At 65.5% G+C, this 17,931-nt stretch carries 13 protein-coding genes; 9 read left to right on the top strand and 4 right to left on the bottom strand.

The genetic code is table 11. The annotated features are described in order from the left end of the window. Positions 1-217: 217 nt before the first annotated feature. From thiO to L981_RS03030, 4 genes are read left to right on the top strand one after another with little or no spacing between them, the layout of a single operon-like run. Positions 218-1,189 (top strand): glycine oxidase ThiO, encoded by a 972-nt coding sequence (gene thiO, locus L981_RS03045; protein ID WP_043611539.1) that lies wholly within the window; start codon positions 218-220, stop codon positions 1,187-1,189. Further along, positions 1,186-1,383, top strand: coding sequence for a sulfur carrier protein ThiS (thiS, locus tag L981_RS03040; RefSeq protein WP_043611536.1), 198 nt, complete (start codon positions 1,186-1,188; stop codon positions 1,381-1,383). Before thiO ends, thiS begins: the two co-directional genes overlap by 4 nt. 3 nt (positions 1,384-1,386) lie before the next feature. Beyond that, positions 1,387-2,160: a thiazole synthase gene (locus L981_RS03035; protein ID WP_043611534.1), complete on the top strand. Its 774-nt coding sequence runs from the start codon at positions 1,387-1,389 to the stop codon at positions 2,158-2,160. Next, entirely contained in the window at positions 2,157-2,762 is a 606-nt protein-coding gene (locus L981_RS03030) for a thiamine phosphate synthase (RefSeq protein ID WP_043611533.1), read from the top strand. The genes L981_RS03035 and L981_RS03030 overlap by 4 nt, the downstream gene beginning before the upstream one ends. Positions 2,763-2,796: 34 nt before the next feature. Here the strand turns inward: L981_RS03030 and L981_RS03025 are convergent, their stop codons facing one another. Then, positions 2,797-4,482 carry an amidohydrolase family protein gene (locus L981_RS03025; protein ID WP_043611527.1) on the bottom strand — a complete coding sequence of 562 codons (1,686 nt, stop codon included), beginning with the start codon at positions 4,480-4,482 and terminating at the stop codon, positions 2,797-2,799. Between the two features lie 171 nt (positions 4,483-4,653). Between L981_RS03025 and L981_RS03020 the strand changes: the two genes are divergently transcribed. From L981_RS03020 to L981_RS03010, 3 genes are all read left to right on the top strand, one after another. Beyond that, positions 4,654-8,769: an AAA family ATPase gene (locus tag L981_RS03020; protein ID WP_043611526.1), complete on the top strand. Its 4,116-nt coding sequence runs from the start codon at positions 4,654-4,656 to the stop codon at positions 8,767-8,769. Continuing rightward, positions 8,766-10,325, top strand: a complete 1,560-nt coding sequence (locus L981_RS03015) for a radical SAM protein (RefSeq protein ID WP_043611524.1) — start codon at positions 8,766-8,768, stop codon at positions 10,323-10,325. The genes L981_RS03020 and L981_RS03015 overlap by 4 nt, the downstream gene beginning before the upstream one ends. A 169-nt stretch (positions 10,326-10,494) precedes the next feature. Then, positions 10,495-11,562 carry a GH25 family lysozyme gene (locus L981_RS03010; protein WP_043611522.1) on the top strand — a complete coding sequence of 356 codons (1,068 nt, stop codon included), beginning with the start codon at positions 10,495-10,497 and terminating at the stop codon, positions 11,560-11,562. A 46-nt stretch (positions 11,563-11,608) separates the two neighbouring features. Here the strand turns inward: L981_RS03010 and L981_RS33175 are convergent, their stop codons facing one another. Next, positions 11,609-13,090, bottom strand: a complete 1,482-nt coding sequence (locus tag L981_RS33175) for a patatin-like phospholipase family protein (protein WP_052201549.1) — start codon at positions 13,088-13,090, stop codon at positions 11,609-11,611. Positions 13,091-13,315: 225 nt separating this feature from the next. Here L981_RS33175 and L981_RS03000 point away from each other — a divergent pair, with 225 nt between their 5' ends. Both L981_RS03000 and L981_RS02995 read left to right on the top strand, forming a co-directional pair. Then, positions 13,316-13,990, top strand: coding sequence for a response regulator transcription factor (locus L981_RS03000; protein ID WP_043611519.1), 675 nt, complete (start codon positions 13,316-13,318; stop codon positions 13,988-13,990). Continuing rightward, on the top strand, positions 13,987-15,357 hold the full coding sequence (locus tag L981_RS02995; RefSeq protein WP_043611517.1) for a HAMP domain-containing sensor histidine kinase: 1,371 nt from the start codon (positions 13,987-13,989) through the stop codon (positions 15,355-15,357). The genes L981_RS03000 and L981_RS02995 overlap by 4 nt, the downstream gene beginning before the upstream one ends. A gap of 107 nt (positions 15,358-15,464) precedes the next feature. On the opposite strand, the gene L981_RS02990 is transcribed toward L981_RS02995, so the two are convergent. Together L981_RS02990 and L981_RS02985 are read right to left on the bottom strand one after the other, a co-directional pair. Continuing rightward, positions 15,465-16,838, bottom strand: coding sequence for an alpha-glucosidase/alpha-galactosidase (locus L981_RS02990; RefSeq protein WP_043611515.1), 1,374 nt, complete (start codon positions 16,836-16,838; stop codon positions 15,465-15,467). Between the two features lie 23 nt (positions 16,839-16,861). Beyond that, on the bottom strand, positions 16,862-17,931 hold a 1,070-nt coding region (locus tag L981_RS02985; protein WP_043611513.1), incomplete at its 5' end, for an ATP-binding cassette domain-containing protein.

Below are 17,931 nucleotides of genomic sequence, written 5' to 3'. Positions count from 1 at the left end.
CCGTTGAACCTGATCCAGTTCATACTGGCGTAGGGACGGTGCAGATTCGTTGCCGCAAACGTCGCGCTCACGTGACGGATCAATCGGCAAGGCGTCCTTCCCCTCCCCCGCTCGTGAACTGGGTCTCCACCTTTGGAGCCTCGGCATGCACACCGCCAACACCATCCCGTTTCGTTACCTACGACGGCCCGTTCGCGCCGCACGGGAGCGCTGAGCGATGCGGGTCCTCGTCAAAGGTGCCGGCGTCGCAGGGCTCTGTCTGGCCCATGAACTCAGCGCCCGCGGTGTCGCGGTCACGGTCGTCGAGCGTAAGCCAGGTTTTGCCGGTGCGGCCTCCTGGTTTGCCGGCGGCATGCTGGCGCCCTGGTGCGAGCGCGAAAGCGCCGAAGAGGCGGTGCTGACGAAGGGCATCGGCGCCATCGACTGGTGGGACGACGTCCTGCCAGGCGAAGTTTCCCGCAACGGCACGCTGGTCGTCGCCCCGCCACGGGACGCCGGCGAACTCAGGCGCTTCGCCTCGCGCACCTCCGGCTACGAATGGCTCGACACAGCCGCGATCGAACGGCTGGAACCGGCGCTTGCCGGACGTTTCCGCGAGGCGTTGTTTTTTCCCGGCGAGGCGCATCTCGACCCGCGCCGGGCGCTCGCCCGGCTGCGGCAGAAGCTTGTCGATCGCGGCGTCACCTTCATCACCGAGACGAGCGACAACGGACAGCACGATCTCGTCGCCGACTGCACAGGTGCGGCACGCATCGGTGACACGCCCGGCCTGCGCGGCGTGCGCGGCGAAATGCTCTACCTTGAGACAAGCGACGTGGAGCTGTCGCGGCCCGTCAGGCTCGTTCATCCGCGCATCCCGCTCTACATCGTGCCGCGCGGCGGCGGCCTCTTCATGTGCGGGGCGACGATGATCGAGACGGATGACGGCGGACCGATCACCGCCCGTTCCCTCATGGAACTGCTGAACGCCGCCTATGCCCTGCATCCAGCCTTCGGCGAAGCGCGCCTCGTCGAGACCGGCGCCGGCGTCCGCCCCGCCTTCGCCGACAACCTGCCGCGCGCCCTGCGCGCCGGGCAGACCATCACGATCAACGGACTTTACCGCCATGGCTTCCTGCTTTCGCCAGCCGTGGCGGCGGAAGCAGCCGACCTTGCGCTTGCGCAGGACCTGAAGGGAGATGCCGCATGAGACTGACCGTCAATGGCGAGGATCACGACCTCGCCGTCGCCACCCTCGCCGAGCTTCTGGCCACCCTCGATTTCGAAGGCGACTGGCTCGCCACTGCCGTCAACGGCGAACTGGTGCACCGGGCCGACCGTTCGGGTCATGCGCTTTGCGACCGGGACCGCATCGAAATTCTCTCGCCGATGAAAGGAGGCTGAGACATGCTGACGCTTTATGGACAGGACCTGCGCTCGAGACTGCTTCTCGGCACCGCCCGCTATCCCTCCCCCGCCGTGCTCGAAGATGCAGTGCGATCCTCAGGCACCGAAATCGTCACGGTCTCGCTTCGGCGCGAAACCGCCGGGGGCCACCAGGGCGGCGCCTTCTTCGAACTGATCCGGGCGCTCGGGGTGCACGTGCTGCCGAACACCGCCGGCTGCCATTCGGTATCCGAGGCGGTGCTGACGGCCAAGATGGCACGCGAGGTTTTCGGCACCAATTGGCTGAAGCTCGAAGTGATCGGCCACCACGACACGCTGCAGCCCGATGTCTTCGGGCTGGTCGAGGCGGCGCGCATCCTCTCGACCGAAGGGTTCGAGGTCTTTCCCTACACCACGGATGATCTGGTGGTTGCCGAGCGGCTCTTGGAAGCCGGCTGCAAGGTGCTGATGCCCTGGTGCGCGCCGATCGGCAGCGCCATGGGTCCGCAGAACATCCAGGCGCTCCGGGCAATGCGGGCGAACTTTCCCGATGTGCCGCTCATCGTCGATGCCGGCATCGGCCGCCCCTCGCACGCAACGACGGTAATGGAACTCGGCTTCGACGCCGTCCTGCTCAACACGGCCGTCGCCGGCGCCGCCAGGCCCGCTCTGATGGCCTCAGCATTTGCGGGCGCGATCGATGCCGGGCGGCAGGCCTTCGAGGCGGGCATGCTCGAACCGCGCGATTTTGCCGTTCCCTCCACCCCCGTCATCGGAAAGGCGGTGTTTGCGTGAAACTCGACCCCTTCTACCTTATCGTCGACAGCGCGGCCTGGATCGAGCGGCTGGTGCCGCTCGGCGTGAAGCTGGTACAGCTGCGCGTCAAGGATCGTCCGGAAGCGGAGATCCGCCGCGAGATCCGCGCGGCCAAGGCTGTTTGCGACGAGCAGGGCTGCCAGCTCATCGTCAACGACTACTGGCAGCTGGCGATCGCCGAAGGCTGCGATTTCGTCCATCTCGGTCAGGAGGACCTGGCGGAGGCCGACCTTGCCGCTATCCGCGCCGCCGGCCTGAAGCTCGGCCTCAGCACCCATGACGAGGCGGAACTGGAGACGGCGCTGGCGGCCGACCCGGACTACATCGCACTCGGGCCGGTCTACCCGACCATCCTCAAGGCGATGAAGTGGGCGCCGCAGGGACTACCGCGTCTTGCCGCCTGGCGGAAGCGCCTCGGCTCCCTGCCACTGGTCGCTATCGGCGGTCTCAACGTCGAGCGGATTGCCGGCGTCTTCGAGCACGGCGCCGACATCGCCGCCGTCGTGACGGACATCACCCGCAACGCCGATCCGGAAGGCCGGACCCGCGAATGGATCGCTAGAACCGCACCGTGGCGATAGCCACGTGCCGGACCGCGGGCGTCGATCTCCGCGGTCAGGCGATCTCCAGCTGCGAGAGCCAGGAGGCATCCAGGCCGCGCTTGCGGCAATAGGTGGCGAGCCGCTGGCGGGTCGGCCCCGGCCGGTCGAGGCCGAGGTAACGGGAGGCGTTCTTCCAGAATATGTTCTGCTGGTCCTCCTCGCTGACATTGGCCTCTTTCAGCTGCTGGGCGATCCGCGGGACATAGGCGTTGTAGTCCTTCTCCAGCGCCATCATCGACCAATCGGTGCCGAACATCAGGTGGCGCGCACCGGGATCGTAGTCCTTGAGCCATTTGTCGAGCAGCACGCGGATCTTTTCGTGCAGCCCGGGTGTGTTGTCGGTGACGAGTTCGCTGAGGTAACTCAGGTCGGCAAACAGGTTCGGTCGGCGCCCGTGGCCGATCGTCCTGCCGATGATGTCCTCCCAGGTCGGCGGGCCGGAGAACTTGTCTTTCGCGCAGGACACCATGACCCCCGTCGGCGCGCCCGGGCGAATGACTTCATCGAACGCGCCGAAATGCGCGAGGTTGATCCGCAAGTCATTGTAACGGTTGGTATCGAGCAGCTTCTTCCAGTAGGCGGGGCTCGCCATATTGCCATAGCCGCAACCGGCGCCGATGCTGTTTTCCGCATGCGCCATGATCGGCACGCTGTTGTCGCGGCACCAGTCGTAGAGCCGCTTCAGCGCCGCATCGATCGCCGGATCCGCATTGCCCCAGGCCTTGAAGCCCATCGGCGGGTAGATCTTCACGCCGATGAAGCCCTTTTCCATGATCGCGTAGCGGACGTTTTCCAGCGACGAGCCGCGCTTCTGCGCCTCCCGGTGCGGATCGAAGCCGACGAAGCTGTGCATGTGGATGCCGTGCCGCTTGATCACCAGCTGCTGGATTTCGTCCATCACGTCGATCTGGTCGCGCTGCGGCGATGCCCTGCCGCCGATCGATTTCTCGAAATCGAGGATGCTCGGCGTGATCATGGAGAACCGGCATTTCGACGCGAAGATCCGGGCATAGGTTTCCGCCAGGTTCTCCCGGTAGTCCTGCATGAGGCGAACGAAGGAAAGGTAGTTGCCGATCTGGTCGTGGGCCTTGGCGGCCGACGCGAGCGCATCGACATCCGTCTCCTCCACGCTGCCGGAGCGCCGCTGCAGGCCCTGCCGCAAGCCGGGGGCGCCGCCGATCTGTTCCAGCAGGCCCTGATAATCCGGCGTTTCGGCACCGCTTCGTGCGGTCAACGACGCACTCTGCTCGCCGGCTAGCGCGACCAGTTGTTTGACGGCGGTGCGCAACTGCTCGTCCTTCTGCCGCTCGAACTCGGCGTCGGACGGGCGCGGCATCCGCCTCTTGAGAATGGCGTCCTCGACCTTGGCCTTGGGCGCGACATCGCCAAGGGCCGTCACGAGAAAGACCACCAGGGCGTTTTCCAGGCGCTTCGACTGTAGAGGATCGGCGGAGAGCCTCGCTTCCGGCAACTTTTCCCGCAGCGCCACATAGCGCACCAGACCTTCCACCGGCACATCGGCCGCGTTGAAGAAATGGCAGTGAACGTCGACGATCGGATAGGGCAGCTCGCAGGCCGCAGCCGGTGGCCAGTCGTGTCGGCACCCGGAAAGCACATTCGCCATCACGCCTGCCGAGAACAGCCGCAAGACATTGCGGCGTGTCACGGCGGCGACCGGACCACCCCAGTCGACCCCCATCGTCCCCTCCTGTTGCGAGACCCCCTCGAACAATCGGGCAAACATTACTCCGTTCGCAAGCGGCGTGGAACAGATATTTACTTGCCGTTACTGGAAACCCGTAGGTCAACACGGGCGGACTTTAAGTGCGAAAGGAGGCATGTTACTCTAAAATCTTGGGGAGAATTTTGCGTGGTAGGTGGCGCCGGCAAGAATGAATTCCAACGTTACCTGTCGGGAGCCCTGGTTCGATGGTCTGCCCCGGCGGCGACGGATTCGGCTGGCCCGACGCGCGAGGACTTTCCCGGCACATTGCTGTTCGCCGACATTTCCGGTTTTACCCGGCTGACCGCCAAATGGTCGGAAAGCGACCGCGCCGCCGGCGCCGAACGGGTAAGCCGGCTGCTCAACGGCTACATGGGACCGCTCGTCCGGCATATCGAGGAACATGGCGGCACCGTGCTGAGCTTTGCCGGCGACAGCCTGCTTGCCGGCTGGCAGGCTGCCTCCGACAGCGAACTGGAGCAGGCCGCCTGGCGCAGCTGCTATTGCGCCGGCCGCATCCGTGAAGAGATCGGCGGCCCCGGCGGGCCGGAGGACGCGCTGCAACTGCGCATCGCCGTCGGCGTCGGCACCATCACCCTGCTGCACCTCGTTCCCCGCGTCGACCAGCGCTGGCTGATCGTCGGCGGCGACTGCCTGGCGCAGGCGGACCATTGCGGCCTTTTGAGCGATGCCGGCGAAATTCTCGTCTCCGATGCCGTGTGGCGGCTGATCGGCAAGCGGGCAACCGGCTCGCCCGGCCGGGAGGGCACCGCCCGCCTCGAACGCATCGACGCCTATTCGACCGCGACCAGGCCGCCCCGCACCCTTTCGGGCGCCGCCAGCAAGCGGCTGGAAACCTACCTGCCGCTTTCGCTGCGCGGCCGGCTTCTGTCGCCGCTTTCGGAGTGGCTGGCGGACCTGAGAACCGTTACCGCCCTGTTCGTGCATATCGTCGGCCCGGACCTCGAGAAAGATCTCGACCGGCTGAACCAGCTCGTTGCGCGATCGATCGCCGTCGTCGGTCGCACCGGCGGCGAAATTCTCCATACGGCTCTCCATGCAAACAGTCTCGAGATCTTCGCGGTCTTCGGCCTGCCCGGCCCCAAACATGCAGACAACGCGCGTCGCGCGATCGTTGCGGCACTGCGTCTCTCAGGCGAACTCGACGATCCCGACATCGGCCTTTCGGCCGGCATTTCCACCGGCGAGAGCTTCTGCGGCGCGCTTGGCGCCAGCCACCGCGCGGACTACACGGTGGTCGGCGCCGCCGTGAACATGGCCGCGCGCCTGGCAAGCGTCGCCGCCGGACGCATCCTCGTCGACCAGGCGACGGCCAAGGAGACGGCCAGCCAGATCGCCTTTTCCGGACCGTGGTCGCTGGCCATACCGGGTGTGCGCGGCGGCGTGTCCGCCTTCGCGCCGATCGCCGAGACGGTCGCGACGATCGACACCAAGTCGCCGGCACTCCTCAACCGCGCAGCCGAAATGACGGCCCTTTCCGCCTATCTCGACAGCGCGCCCAGGGGGCAGTCCGGCATCATGATCGTCAAGGGCGATTCCGGCGTCGGGAAGTCGGCCCTGCTGCGCGCCTTCGTGGAACGCTGTCGCGACCGCGGCAGCCGCGTGCTCGTCGGCAATGCCGACGACATCGAAAGCGACGTGCCCTATTTTGCCTGGCGCGGGGTTATCCGCGACCTGCTCGGCATCGGCGACCTGCGCGGCGCCGAGGCCACGGACCAGGTGGGGCTCTTCTTTGCGGAAAGACCGGAACTCGCTTCGCTCGCGCCGCTGCTCAACGACGCCATCAACCTCACCTTGCCGGACACGCCGGAGACGCGGGCCATGTCCGGCGACGGGCGCTCCCACCGGTTGCGCGAACTGCTGAGCGAGCTCATGACCGACAGCCTCGCCGGCGGGCAGGGCTTCGTCGTGCTTGAAGATGTGCACTGGCTCGACGAGGCGTCCGGCCAGTTGCTGGGGCGGCTGGTTTCAGGGGCGGCACCGGTACCGGTCGTGGTGTCGACCCGGACGACCCGCACGCAGGAAGACCTGACCCGGTGGACCGGCCTGCACCATAACGGCGCCCAGACGCTCGATCTTTTACCGCTCGATTTCGAGGGCACGATCGCGCTCGTTCGCGCTTCGATCGGCAGCAACTCGCCCGCCGACGGCTTCGGCGAGGCGGTCTATGCGCAATCGGCCGGAAACCCGCTGCTGATCTGCGAGATCTGCCGGATGATCGGCGAGCGCCGGCTGCCCAAGGCGGCCGAGCCTGCCGCAGCAGTGTCGCTGCTCTCCGAGCCCCGCTCGAACGATGCGACCCTGCTCAACACCGCCAAGGTGACCGTGATTGCCCGGACCGACCAGCTTCCGGCGGAGCTGCAGGTGCTGCTGAAGATCGCAAGCGCCATGGGTGCGACCTTCTCGCTCGCCGAGCTTGGCGCGCTGCCGCCGATCAGGAAGACGGCACTGGACATCGAGGCGAGCATCGAGCGGCTGCAGGCGGCGCATCTGATCAAGCCCGCCGACGACCGCCCGGGCCGGTTCATGTTCAGCCATGCCGTCATCCGCCAGGCGATCTACGAGAGCCTGCTGTCGGAACAACGCCATGAAGCGCATCGTGCCATCGCCAAGGCGATGGAAGAAGGCGGGCAGCCGGACAATGCCGAAAACCTGCCGCGCGTGCTCAGCCACTGGGAGCGCGCCGGCGACGCCGCGCAGGCCTTCAACTATCTGGACCGCGTTGCCGAACTGCGGCTGCGCCAGTTCGACAACGCCGCCGTCGTCGACCTGATCGAACGCTTCTTCAAGACGGCGCGCGATCTTTCGATCACCATTCTACCGGCCAGACGGGCGGCCGCCTGTTTCCTGCTCGGCGAAGCCAGCCTCAATCTTGGCCGCGCCGAGGCGGCCCGCCATGCCTATGAGGAAGGCCTGCGGCTTTCCGGCCTGCCGCTGCCGCGCACCTCCGCCGGCCTCGCGCTGCATCTCGTGCTCGATCTTGCCGAACAGGTGTGGCGCCGCACCACCCACCGCGACGCGGACTGGATCCTGAAACGAGAAATCTCGCGATCGCCGTCCGATCCCTTCCTGCTTGCGGCGAAGGCGCATGAGGACCTGACGCGGATCTACTACTTCACCAGCGAGAAGCTGCGGCTGATCCATGCGACGCTGCGAGCGACGAACCTTGCCGAGAGAAACAAATACGTCTCGCCGACGACCGCCGCCAATTACGCGAGCCTCGGCGCCATCTGCGGCGTGATCCCGCTGCACAGCCAGGCCGAACACTACAGCCGGCTGGCGGCGGCATTGTCCGAACGCGTCGACCAGTTGGGAACGCGCGTGCGCGTCGACCTTCTGTCGGGCATGTACCAGATCGGCATCGGTCATTGGCACGCGGGCAAGCGGGCGTTCGAGGCGGGCCTCAACAATGCGGCGACGGTCGGCGACCTGAGGCGCTGGTGCGAGGTGGCGGTCGGGCTGGAGACGATTTCCGGTCCGTGGCTTCTGACCTCGGCCTTCGAGGGCATCGCGCCCTGGGAGATCCTCGTGCAACGGATCTGCGAGGAAGGACGCCGGCGCGGGGACATGCAGGTGCTCGGCTGCGGCCTGCTCGGCCGTCTCCGGGGCCATGCAGCGCTTGGCCGGTGGAACGCGATCGAGACCGACCTCGACGAACTCGAACAGATCTTGCGCGAAAAGGGCGACGGTCTGGAACTCGTCCATTCGATCGAAGGCGCATCGCTCCTGAGCGAGGCCGCGCGGCGACGGGGCAACACGACGGAGGCCGCAAGCTGGCTCGAGCGGGCACTATCCTGGTGCGAGACGCTCAACCCGGCGATGAAAACGCGGACGCTGCCGGCGCTTGCCCGTCTCTTCGATGTCGCGAGCGACCCCGATGGCGGCGACCTGCTGGCAGCTCAGCTTGTCCTTCGAAAACTCGAGCGCTTCGCGCGGGTCTACCCGATCGGCCGGCCAGCGGCGGCACTCGGCGAAGCGACCCTGCACCTGCGCCGCGGCCAGCAACGCCGCGCCGAGCGCGTCACCCAATATGCCTTCGCGGAAGCGATCCGCCTGGAGATGCCGGCCGTGGCGCTCGCCGCCCTGCAGCATGCCGCCGGGCCGCGGGATGCCGAATCGCGCCAGGCGTTCGAGACGATGTTTTCTCTGCGCCGGGCCACCTGGTGCGAGGTTCTTCCGCTTGGTCAAACCGACCAGGCGCCGCATGTCCAGTTTGCCAGATCCCAGGGAAGCCGCGCATGAACCGTACCAGTCCTCCCCGCATCCTGATCGTGCTTGCCCATTTCGACGAAACCCGAAACCCCAGGGGCCGCCCCGACTTCATTCCCCAGGGAACCGGTCACCTGTTCCTGGCGGGCGCCTTTGCCCGCGACCGCGTGGACATTCGCGCCTATAGCGAGTTCCACGACGGACCGCTCGTCGACGAGGCAGCCTTCGCCGAACTCGACATGCTGGTGCTGACCGGCGTGACCGCGGCCTTCGACCGGATGCAGCACCTGACGGCCTATGCCCGCACCAAGTCGCCCGGCTGCGTCGTCGTCGCTGGCGGGCCGGTCGTGCGCAATCTGCCGGTTTCGAGCGCCGAGACCTTCGATTACGCCTGCGACGGCGACGTCGAGGAAATGCAGGCGGTCATCCGGGAGGTGTTTGGCGAATGGGCCGTCTCCGAGACGATCCTGCCGCGCTTCGACCTTGCCAATTGGCGCGGTCCGGTCAGCTACGTCGAGACGAGCCGCTACTGCAATTTCAAGTGCAGCTTCTGTGCATTGACCGCCGAAGGCAGGCGCTACCACAGCTACGACCCCGCCTATATCGAGGCGCAGCTGCGCAACGCCCCACCGAAGAAATACGTGCTGTTCATCGACAACAACTTCTACGGCAACAGCAAGGACGTCTTCCATGCCAAGCTCGACGTGATCCGCTCGCTGTGGCGACAGGGCCTGTTTCAGGGCTGGATCGCCCTTGTCACCGGCGACTTCTACCGCGATCCACAAAATCTCGAAGCGGTGCGGGCGGCTGGCTGTCTCGGTCTGTTCAGCGGCGTCGAGACACTGAGCGAAGCGCAGCTGAAACGCTACCAGAAGAAGCAGAACCTGGTGGTGCCGCAGCTGGAGGCGATCAAGACCTGCCTCAATGCCGGCGTCGCCTTCCAGTATGGCCTGATGTTCGACCCGTCGTCGCAGACGATCGAGGCGATGCAGGAGGAACTCTCCTTCATCACCGGCGAAACCACGATGCCTTTGCCGGCGTTTCTGAGCCTGACGATCCCGCTGCTCGGCACGCCGCTCTTCGACGAATGCGTCGCCGACGAACGCTTCCTTCCCTCGGCCAAGCTGCGTGACATGGATGGGTTCACCCTGATGACCCGTCCGCTCGACGGCCTTGAGGAGGTGGCGCTCTTTGCCCGCAAGCTGTCGCGGCTCGACGGCAACCGTGCCAGGATCCTGCGCCATTGCCTGGGCTTCTACCGCAACTACCGCCATTCGCTTTCCGGGCGGCAGATGATCCATCTGCTTGCCAACAGCCTGCGCCTGGCGCTTCCTTCGGTCCTCCATCGCCACGGCTTGCCGACGCGCTCAGGCAGCGACGAAAATCTCACCTATGTGACGACGACGCAGCCCCTCGGGCCGCTCTACACGCCAGCCTTCCGGGTCGGAGAAGGTTTCCGTTCGCATTTTTCGCCGACGATGATCACCGACGCGTCGGGCGCGCTCGACCAAACCATCGCCCGCAACCTCGAATTCCGCAGCAGCCGCCGGCAACGGACAGGCACCGGCATTGAACATTCGTCCAGTTGAAGGCGCCACCACGCCTGCGTCAAAGTGCCCGGCCCGATGCAACCTCCAGTGCGTGAAATTGGGTTCGCTTGGTAAGATTGGATTCAAACTTTTTGAGTAAGCTTCCGTTAGCTATTTCACACCTGTCGGCCGGCGATCGCCGTCGACCTTGTTTTGCGTACGGGTGCCCATGCGTCTTTCAGCTGCGACCGCAATCCTTTTTGCCGGCCTCATTTCGGGCTGCTCCTCCAGTTCCAGCCTGGACACGATCGCGCCGCCCTCGCGCGAAACGACGAGTTCGGTCGCTATGTCGGCCGCACCGGTGCCCGCCGCCAATGTCGGTGCACGGGTCGCGCAGGTGACGCCGCCGCAGAACGTCCAATCGGCACCGCCACAGGAAATGCTCGCCTGGGCCGGCCCCGTTCCGGAACCGGAAGCCTTCGCGCCCGCGGCAAACACCACGACGACGACAACGCTCGCCGCGCCTGTTCCGGACGCGCGCCCGGTCGCCTTCGTCGCCCCGGAAAATCCGGTGACCCAGGCGATGCCGCAGGGCCGCTCGCGCATCTACGGTCACCGTTTCCGCGACGCCAAGCCGATCAACTTCGGCCGCGCCAAAAATCCGCGCAAGATGGCCGTGCATGGCGTCGACGTCTCCCGCTGGCAGGCCGACATCGACTGGGCCAAGCTGCGCACGCAAGGCGCCAATTTCGCCTTCATCAAGGCGACCGATGGTGGCGACCATCTCGACCCGATGTTCAAGAAGAACTGGCGTGCCGCCAAGGCGGCCGGCATGCGCCGCGGCGCCTATCACTTCTTCTACTGGTGCCGCACCGCCGGCGAACAGGCCGACTGGTTCATCCGCAACGTTCCGCGCGAACCGGGCGCGCTGCCGCCTGTGATCGACGTCGAATATAACGGCGAATCCAGCTGCAAGCGCCGCCTGTCGCCCGAGCGCGTGCGCGAAAAGATGCAGGTGTTCATGGACAAGCTGGAGGCCCATTACGGCCAGCGTCCGATCATCTACACGGCGCCGGACTTCTACGCCGACAACCTGCAGGGCGCTTTCAAGAACTATCCGTTCTGGCTGCGTGCCGTCGCCCAGCACCCGTCGGTCGTCTACCCGAACCGCAAATGGCTGTTCTGGCAGTATTCCGGCTCCGGCCTTTCGCAGGGCGTCGATGGCAAGATCGACCTCAACGTCTTCCACGGCAGCGAGGACCAGTGGCACGACTGGCTGGAGGCCCGGGCGAACTGAGCCGGCAGGCACGCCTCTCGTTTCTCTGACCTAACCTTACGCCTTCTCAACCCGCGCGGGCCACCTTCGGCCCGCCGTGGTTGATACGGTCGAGGAACCGCCGATAGCCGGGATGGTCGCGCAACAGGCGACGGCCGAGACCCGCAAGAAAATCGACGTCCTTTTCCTTGAGGCTCAGCCGATTGTGCAGCCCGAGGATCCGCCGCGCCAGCGCCGGATCGGAGACATCCGACAGCGCCAGCCGGACGATATCGACATCAAGGTCGCCGCAGCCACGCTTGCCGCCGCCACTGCCGCACCGCCATCTCACGAATTTCTGCCGCCAGGCCGGCAGCTGATCGCGCAGCGCGTCGAAGCTCTGGAGATTGGGAATGTTGATCATCGCGTCGATGGCGGCGACGATCGCATCGGGAGCCCTGGGGCTGTCGACGGTCTTCGAGAGGTCCCCGCCAATTCGCGTGGAAGCATCGACGACGATGACCACCAGATGCCTGAGCCGCAAGGCGCGCTCCACCGGGATGGGCTCCGGGGCAGGCCGGCCCATCAGGTGCAACAGGCTTTGCGTTCCGACGCCATCGACCAGGCCGCCATCGTAGAGCTTCAGATAGTTGAGATCCGTTGCCGTTTCGTAGCGCCTGAGGGAATCGGCGTATTCGCGCGCAACCAGCGAGCCCGGCGCCTGAGGCCCTGTCTTCGGTGTTTTCGCCTCGGGTAGCGCCTCGCAACCGCTTCGGAAATTCTGCAGGGTCAGCGGCGCGAAAACGACCGGAACAGCGGCCGAGGCCGCGACCGCATAGGCGAGCGGATAGTCGTCGTAACTGCTGCAGATGGCGGTGAACGAGGCGCGGTCGAAGATGAACGGTGTACGGTTGTAGAGATCGGTCGCGTGGATCACCAGCCGCGGCTGACCAGGGCGGCGCTCGAGGCTGCCGAGCGTCGCGCCCTCGAAAAGGTTGGCATCGAGCCAGGCCGGGAACCCGGTGCGATCGTTCACCCCGCCGCGATAGCCGCGCAGAATGTTGGGCGGTGAAAACGACGTCCTGAGCGAGGCCTCGACATCTCGCCCGAGAAAGCGCTTGCGAAAATCCTCAAGGCCCGCTCGGCCGTTCAAGGCAAAGTACGAGGCGAGCACAGCACCACCGGAGACGCCGGCAACAACGGCGACATCGTCGGCAAGCCGGCGGCCCCGCCCGCTCGGGGACGGCGCCTCGGCCAGCGCCGACAGGACGCCGTAGCCGAAGGCAGCTGAGCGCGCGCCGCCGCCGGAGAAGGCAAGGATGATGCCGGTATCGCTCGCATCCGGCGTCGACTGCGCAAGCGGCACGGCGCCCGTCGTCAGTTCAAGTCGCCTGTTGGTGGGCGTCACGTCCGGGCCGGCGCAGCCGGATGCGGCAAAGGCGAGCGCCAGGGTACCGTGGCGCAGGAACCGATTTACGCGCTCAAGCGCAATCGGGCGGCCCGCGCGATCACCAGCCGGCCTTTCCCTGCGTTGTCTGATTGTAGGCGACGTCCGTTTGCTGAATGTCATGCGCCGTGATCCGGGTTGGCGTTGCCCGTGAAACCCGTTCTCCGGGTTTCACTGCTGCACAGCCTAAGGATCAAGATTGAGCCTGCATGTCATGCAGGGCGCGCGCAACGAATGATTGTGCGGCGACAACGATCGGGATTACCTTGCGGCGGGATGACAGGTTGCCTCAATGAAGCGGCACTAAGGTCGCGCGCGTAGGCACATTGCACAGGGTAAAGCGCATTCATGCGGGTCTTGCTGGTCGAAGATGAGAAGGAACTGGCGGGGGCGCTTAAGGCCGCGTTGAGCCATCACCGGATGATCGCCGATCATGCGCGCGATCTTGCCGAAGCCGCGCTGATCCTGAATGATGCCGTCTATGACGTGGTCGTGCTCGATCGCAAGCTGCCCGATGGCGACGGGCTCTCGCTCATCCCCGTGATACGGGCGCGCGGCAACACCGTGCCGGTGCTGATGCTGACGGCGCTCGACGATCTCGCCGACCGGGTCGCCGGGCTCGATGGCGGTGCCGACGACTATATCGGCAAGCCCTTCGCCTTCGAGGAACTGCTGGCGCGGCTGCGGGCGCTGGCCCGTCGCCCGGTTCCGGTGCAATCGGATGTCGTCACCGTCGGGCGTCTCTCCTTCGATCTCGCCCATTGCGAGGCAAGCGTGGCCGGCGCACCGCTGAAGATGCCGCGGCGCGAGCTTCTGGTGCTCGAAACGCTCACCCGCCGCATGGGGCGCATGGTATTGCGCCCCGCCCTGATGGAAGCCGTCTTCGGCCTCGACGACGAAATCCAGTCCAATGCGCTCGACACCCATATCTCGCGTGTGCGCCGCAAGCTGGCAGACGCGGACGCCGGCGTGACCATAAACGGCATCCGCGGCGTCGGCTATCTGCTACGGGAAGACCAATGAGCGTCCGCGCTTCCCATTCCTTCAAATGGCGGCTTGTCGGCTGGCTCGTGCTGTTCGAAACGGCGGCGATCCTCATCGTCATCGCCATTGCGGTCGGCCTGCTCTGGGTGACCGGCTATCTCATCGACGGCTACGAGAACGGCAATGTCGACGTCTTGAAGGATGCGATCACCCGCAAAGCCGATGGCGGGCTCGAACTTCAGGAAACGCCCGAGCTACAGCGACTGCGCCAGCAGGCGGGAAAGATCTGGTTCATCGTCCGCGACAAGCAAGGGCACAGCCTCGCGGAGGGCACGGTGCCGGAAGAATTCGCCTTTGCGGTCGCCGGACTCGAGCGCATGAACGACGCCCGCTTCCGGCGCTCCCCCGACAAGAACGCGCGCCCGGAGGCGGTGGTCAAATGGCTCGAGTCGCCGGCCGGCATGGTCCAGATCTTCAGCGGCACGGAGGGACAATTGACCCTCGGCCGTCTGTTGCTCACAACCACCGGCGCCTTCCTCACCATCTTCGTGCCGATGCTGCTGCTGCTCGCCTTTGCGACCGTGGTGGTCACGCCGATCGTCGTTAGAAGGATGCTCTCGGGCCTGTCGCACGCGGCGGCGCATGCCGCCCACATCGAATATGACCAGCGCGGCATCCAGATGCCGGTGACGGGCGTTCCCAACGAGTTCCTGCCACTGGTGACGGCAGTCAACGATGCGCTGACGCGGCTCGACGACGGCTATACGAGGCACAAGCGCTTCCTGGCGCAGGCCGCCCACGAACTGCGCACGCCGGTAGCGATCCTTGGCGCCCGCATCGCCTCGCTGCCGCCGGGGCCGGACAAGACGCGGCTCAACGAGGACGTGACGCGCCTTTCCATTCTGGCGGGCCAGCTTCTCGACCTCGAACGGCTCGACGCCGGGAGCGACGAATTCGGGCCTGTCGATCTCGCAGCCCTTGCCGAGCGGGTGATCGTCGCGCTCGCGCCGCTCGGCTTCGGCGCCGGCTACGAGATGAGTTTCGAGGCGGATCAACGACCCGTGATGATTTCCGGCGACGAGGCGTCGCTGGAGCGGGCGCTCACCAATCTCGTGCAGAACGCCATCGATCACGGCGGAAGGCGTGGCACCATCACGGTGAAGGTGGATCCGCTGGGCGCGATCGATGTCTGCGACGACGGCGACGGCATTCCGCGCAGCGACACGGACCGGATCTTCGAGCCGTTCCAGCGCCTGCGCAAGGACGGCAAGGGCGCGGGGCTTGGCCTCAACCTCGTGCAGAAGATCGTGCACCTGCATGGCGGCTACGTCGATGTCGCCCGCTCGGCGTCCGGCGGCGCCTGCATGCGCATCGTGCTGCCGCTGTCGGCAGCCAAGACAGCCTGAAAAGAACAAGCCCCGGAACCTACGCTGCTTTCCCTTGAATCGGCTAGGACATGGGGGAAGAGGGCATGAAGTTCCGGGGCTCGACGCGGCCTGACCGGGAGAAAAAATCAGGCTGCTTGGACCTTTTTCGACACCCGCGCCCATTCCGGGATCCAGTCGCGATGGGCGATGAGCAGGTCGTCGACGAGCGACCAGATCTGGTCGAGGTCGAGTTCGGCCGCCGTGTGCGGATCCATCATCGCGGCGTGATAGAGATGCTCGCGGTTTTCGGTCACCAGCGCCTGAACCGTCAGCTCCTGGACGTTGATGTTGGTGCGGATCAATGCGGTCAGCTGCGGCGGCAGATCACCAATGAAAGTCGGCTGGATCCCGGACGCATCGACGAGGCAGGGAACTTCCGCCGCACAGTTCTCGGGCAGCGAGGTGATGCAGCCGTTGTTCCTGAGGTTGCCGTAGATGACGGAGGGTTCGCCGGTCCAGACCGAGTTCATGATCGAGGAAGCGTATTCGTGGCTCTCGGCCACCTCGATCGTCTCGGCCTCCTTGAAGGCGGCCGCCTGCCCCTTCCAACGCTCGATCTGCTCGACGCAGCGCTTCGGGTACTCGTCGAGCGGGATGCCGAACTTCTCGATCAGGTCGGGACGGCCGTCCTTGATGAAATAGGGCGTGTACTCGGCGAAGTGCTCAGAGCTTTCGGTGACGAAGTAACCGAGCCGCGTCAGCATTTCGTACCGCACCTTGTTGGGGCAGCGCGGGTTCCAATGGCTGGGCTTCGGGAAGCGGCCTTCGCGGTAGCCGCGCACCAGATCCGGATAGAGATCGCGGAAGCTGCCATCGGCCTGTTTGTGCTCGAACTTGAGGAAGAAGGCCATGTGGTTGATGCCGGCGGCGCGGTAGCGGATCTCCGAAACCGGGATATCGAGATCGCGCGAAAGCTCGTAGGCCGTGCCCTGGACCGAATGGCAAAGGCCGACCTGGCGGATCGTCGGGAACTTCTCCGAGATCGCCCAGGTGTTGATCGCCATCGGGTTGACGTATTGCAAGAGGATCGCGTTCGGGCAGACCTGCAGCATGTCCTCGCAGATCTTCCAGAGATGCGGCACCGTTCGCAGGCCCCGCATGATGCCGCCGACGCCGAGCGTGTCGGCGATCGTCTGGCGCAGGCCGTATTTCTTCGGCACCTCGAAATCGGTGACCGTGCAGGGCTCAAAGCCGCCGATCTGGAAGGCGACGACGACGAAATCAGCCCCTTCGAGCGCTTGTCTCTGGTTCGAGTGGGTCTCGATCTTGGCCTTGACGCCGAGCGTGCGCACCAGCTTGCCGGCGACGATCTCGCTTTCGCCGAGGCGCTCAGGGTTGACATCCATCAGCGCGATCGTTGCGGCCGACAGCGCCGGGCGCTGCAGCACGTCGCCGATGATGTTCTTCATGAAGACGGTGGAGCCGGCGCCGATGAAGGTGATCTTGGGTTGTCTGGTCATGGATTGCCTCTGCTTTCTAGCGGTCATGCTGCCACATCGAAGGCGGCTCTCACGAGCCTTTCGGTGTAGGCGGTCTTGGGATTGGACAGAATTTCGCTCACCGGCCCTTCCTCGACGATTTTGCCGTGCTGCATCACCACCACCCGGTGGCAGAGCGCGCGCACGACCTTGAGGTCGTGGGAAATGAAGAGGTAGCTCAGGCCCCGCTCGTCCTGCAGCTTGCGCAAGAGTTCGATGATCTGGGCCTGGACAGAAAGATCGAGCGCCGAGGTCGGCTCGTCGAGCAGGATGAATTCCGGCTCGAGTGCGATGGCCCGGGCGATGGCGATGCGCTGGCGCTGACCACCGGAGAATTCGTGCGGAAAGCGCGACAGGATGTTGCCGGGCATGCCGGCGGCGGTGAGCGCGTCCACGACCCGGTCGAGCCGCTCCTTGCGGTTCGCGCCGATGCCGTTGACGACCAGGCCCTCCTCGATGATCTGGCCGATCGACATGCGCGGGTTGAGCGACGCGAAAGGATCCTGGAAGACGATCTGGATGCGCGAGCGCAAAGGCCGCATCTGGGTACGGTCTTTGTCGTGGATCGGGATGCCGTCGAAGTAGACTTCCCCGCCATCGGCGTTGAGAAGGCGGATCAGCGCCTGGCCGAAGGTCGTCTTGCCGGAGCCGGATTCGCCGACGAGCCCCAACGTCTCATGCTTGCGCAGGTTGAGGCTGAGCCTGTCGACGGCGACCAACTCAGAAAACTGCGAGCGGAACAGGCCGCCCTTCTTCAGCATGAAGGAGACCTTCACGTCCCGCCCCTCGAGCACGATCGGCGCAATGTCCGGCAACGGCTTGGCGGCGCCGGAAGGCTCCGACGAGAGCAGCCTTTTGGTATAGGGATGCAAGGGATTGGCGAAGAGATCAGCCGTGGTGTTGTGCTCCTTCACCTCGCCATATTGCATGACATAGACATAGTCCGAGAACTGCCGCACCACCGTCAGGTCGTGGGTGATCAGGATCACCGCCATGCCGAGCTCGCGCTGCAGGTCGCGGATCAGGTTGAGGATCTGCGCCTGCACGGTGACGTCGAGCGCCGTCGTCGGCTCGT

This window comes from Ensifer sp. ZNC0028 (assembly GCF_000799055.1).
Lineage (GTDB): Bacteria > Pseudomonadota > Alphaproteobacteria > Rhizobiales > Rhizobiaceae > Ensifer.
Note: the sequence above shows the minus strand (reverse complement) of the source record. Positions and strands in the feature narration are given on the sequence as shown.

Bases quoted from the DNA above. Each gene is read 5' to 3' on its own strand.
- L981_RS33175 (WP_052201549.1), bottom strand. From the start codon at position 13,090: ATGACATTCAGCAAACGGACGTCGCCTACAATCAGACAACGCAGGGAA.
- L981_RS03000 (WP_043611519.1), top strand. From the start codon at position 13,316: ATGCGGGTCTTGCTGGTCGAAGATGAGAAGGAACTGGCGGGGGCGCTT.
- L981_RS02995 (WP_043611517.1), top strand. From the start codon at position 13,987: ATGAGCGTCCGCGCTTCCCATTCCTTCAAATGGCGGCTTGTCGGCTGG.
- L981_RS03015 (WP_043611524.1), top strand. From the start codon at position 8,766: ATGAACCGTACCAGTCCTCCCCGCATCCTGATCGTGCTTGCCCATTTC.
- L981_RS02990 (WP_043611515.1), bottom strand. From the start codon at position 16,838: ATGACCAGACAACCCAAGATCACCTTCATCGGCGCCGGCTCCACCGTC.
- L981_RS03010 (WP_043611522.1), top strand. From the start codon at position 10,495: ATGCGTCTTTCAGCTGCGACCGCAATCCTTTTTGCCGGCCTCATTTCG.
- L981_RS03025 (WP_043611527.1), bottom strand. From the start codon at position 4,482: ATGGGGGTCGACTGGGGTGGTCCGGTCGCCGCCGTGACACGCCGCAAT.
- thiO (WP_043611539.1), top strand. From the start codon at position 218: ATGCGGGTCCTCGTCAAAGGTGCCGGCGTCGCAGGGCTCTGTCTGGCC.
- thiS (WP_043611536.1), top strand. From the start codon at position 1,186: ATGAGACTGACCGTCAATGGCGAGGATCACGACCTCGCCGTCGCCACC.
- L981_RS03035 (WP_043611534.1), top strand. From the start codon at position 1,387: ATGCTGACGCTTTATGGACAGGACCTGCGCTCGAGACTGCTTCTCGGC.